This is a genomic window from Kitasatospora sp. NPDC004240, assembly GCF_053603215.1.
In genome coordinates this window covers 1-2029 of the sequence record NZ_JBSGFD010000428.1, presented here as the reverse complement: position 1 = coordinate 2029, position 2029 = coordinate 1, and the positions used below count along the sequence as shown (strand labels likewise).

The following is a 2029-nucleotide window of genomic DNA, read 5'->3' as shown; positions in this document are numbered from 1 at the left end:
GGCGCAGCGCGGGCAGCACCCGGCCGGCCGCCCACCAGAGCGCCCCGGCCACCAGGGCGACGGCGGCGAGCGCGGCGGCCGCGCCGAGCAGCGGCAGCAGCGCGGCGTACGACTCGGTGCCCTTGGCGCCGACCCGCGCGCGGACGAACTCCGCCCAGTCGGCGGCGTGGTGACGCAGGGCGTAGGTGAGCACGGCGACGAAGGCGACGGTGGCGACGGCGAGCGCGGCCTTGGCCCGGGCGGACAGCACGGCCCGTTCGACGACCTCGCAGTAGCCCCAGGCCGACAGCAGCACGCCGAAGGGCATCCCGGCGAGGGTGAAGTAACTGGCGTTGAAGCCGTTGACCACCAGGTAGACGCACGGACCGGCGACCGCCCCGCCCAGCAGCAGCCACTGGACCGGCTCCAGGCGCAGGCGGCGGCGCCAGATCAGCGGCACCGCGCCGGCCATCCGCAGCTGGTGGTTGAGCACGTACGCGGCCAGCGTCGCGGTGACCACCAGGGCCTGGGTGGTGGTGGTCCGGGTGTGCTGCGGATCGGCCCAGTACTTCTCGACGTTGCCGAACGGCACGATCTCCAGGCCGTAGCTCTCGAAGCGGAAGAGCACGGCGGTGGCGAACAGCTGGACGGCGGCGATGACCGCGCCGAGGCCGACGATCGTCCAGGGGATGCGGCGGGTGGTGACGAGCACCATCAGCCCGGCGACGGCGAGGCCCGCCAGCGTGACCGGCAGCGAGCTGGCCTTGGCGGCGCTGGAGGCGAACGCGAACATCGCGACCAGGACGAACGCGCCCCGGCCGAGCGCGGGCACCGCCCCCGGGTCCGGCTCGTCCGACCCGTCGTCACCCCGGCCGCGCCCGCGCAGCAGGTCCGCGGCCACCCCGACCAGGGCCATCAGCAGCGGCTGGCTGTACGTGAGGGACAGGCTCGCCCAGGCCATCAGCGGCACCGCGGGCGCGCCGAACGGCCAGCTGCTGACGTTGTTGGGGAACACCGCGTTGAACTCGCCGACGCCGAAGATCAGCACCGCGGCCAGCGGGCCGGCCCAGGCGCGTCCGGTCACCCGGTGCCCGACCACGGCCGTGACCACCATGGCGAGCGCCACCAGGGCGGGCACCATCAGGCGCATCTGCACCACGGGCAGGTCGATGTGGCCGACCATGTCGGTCATCGCCATGTGGACGAAGGTGAACCAGTGGTAGTGCAGCGGCTCGCCGGCGGCCTGCGGGAAGGTCAGCGGCACGTTGTGCTTGGCGTTGCCGGCCAGCGACAGCAGGTACGGCAGGTCGATGTACTGGAGCGTGGTCTCGCTGGTCGGCATGACCGGGTTGCGGCGCAGGAAGACCGCGTAGAGGTACGCCGAGGTGAACGCGACGATCGCGGCCACCGACCAGTTCCAGCCGGTGGACGTACGGCGGTAGCCGCGCGGCAGCCAGTGCCGGCGCAGCCGCGGTACGGCGAGGAAGGGCACCACCACGGCCAGCGGCCAGGCGGTGGCCAGCGACTGCAGGCCGAGTCCGACCAGCGCCGCCCAGGCGAACAGCTCCAGCACCAGGCCGACCACCGCGCCGAGCGCGAGGTCCTCGACCAGGGTGTGCGGGCGGCGGCGCAGGGCGCGGAACACCAGCGTGCCGGGCAGCAGCACGGCCCACAGCGCGTAGCCGGTGTAGCGCGCGATGTCGCTCGCCGAGGTGTCGCACGCGAGCAGCAGGGCCACCGCGACGGCGTACGCGGCGAGCGCCGGCAGGAACCGGGCCGCCCGGGCGGGCAGGCTCCCTTCGGGGCCCTCCGCGGGCCGGCTCCCGTCTGCCTGGCGCGCCGCGGCGGACGCGGCCGGGGCACCCGGCGCGGGTGCGGTGCTGTCGGTGGTGCCCATGCCTCTTCGTTCTCTCGTACGGACGGTGCGGCGGCGCGCGGGTGCCCCGGCCCGGGGCACGGCACGGCCGTCCCGCGGCGCCCCACCCCCCCGGGCCGCCCCGGCGCCGCCCACCAAAAGCACAAGGGAAAGACGGCGGGAGGGGAAAAATGG

At 74.9% G+C, this 2029-nt stretch carries 1 protein-coding gene; it reads right to left on the bottom strand.

Annotation, left to right across the window (positions count from 1 at the left end):
- Positions 1–1876, bottom strand: a 1876-nt coding sequence (locus ACWEQL_RS42270) for a hypothetical protein (RefSeq protein WP_452156917.1), incomplete at its 3' end; no start/stop codon positions are given.
- Positions 1877–2029 lie beyond the last annotated feature (153 nt).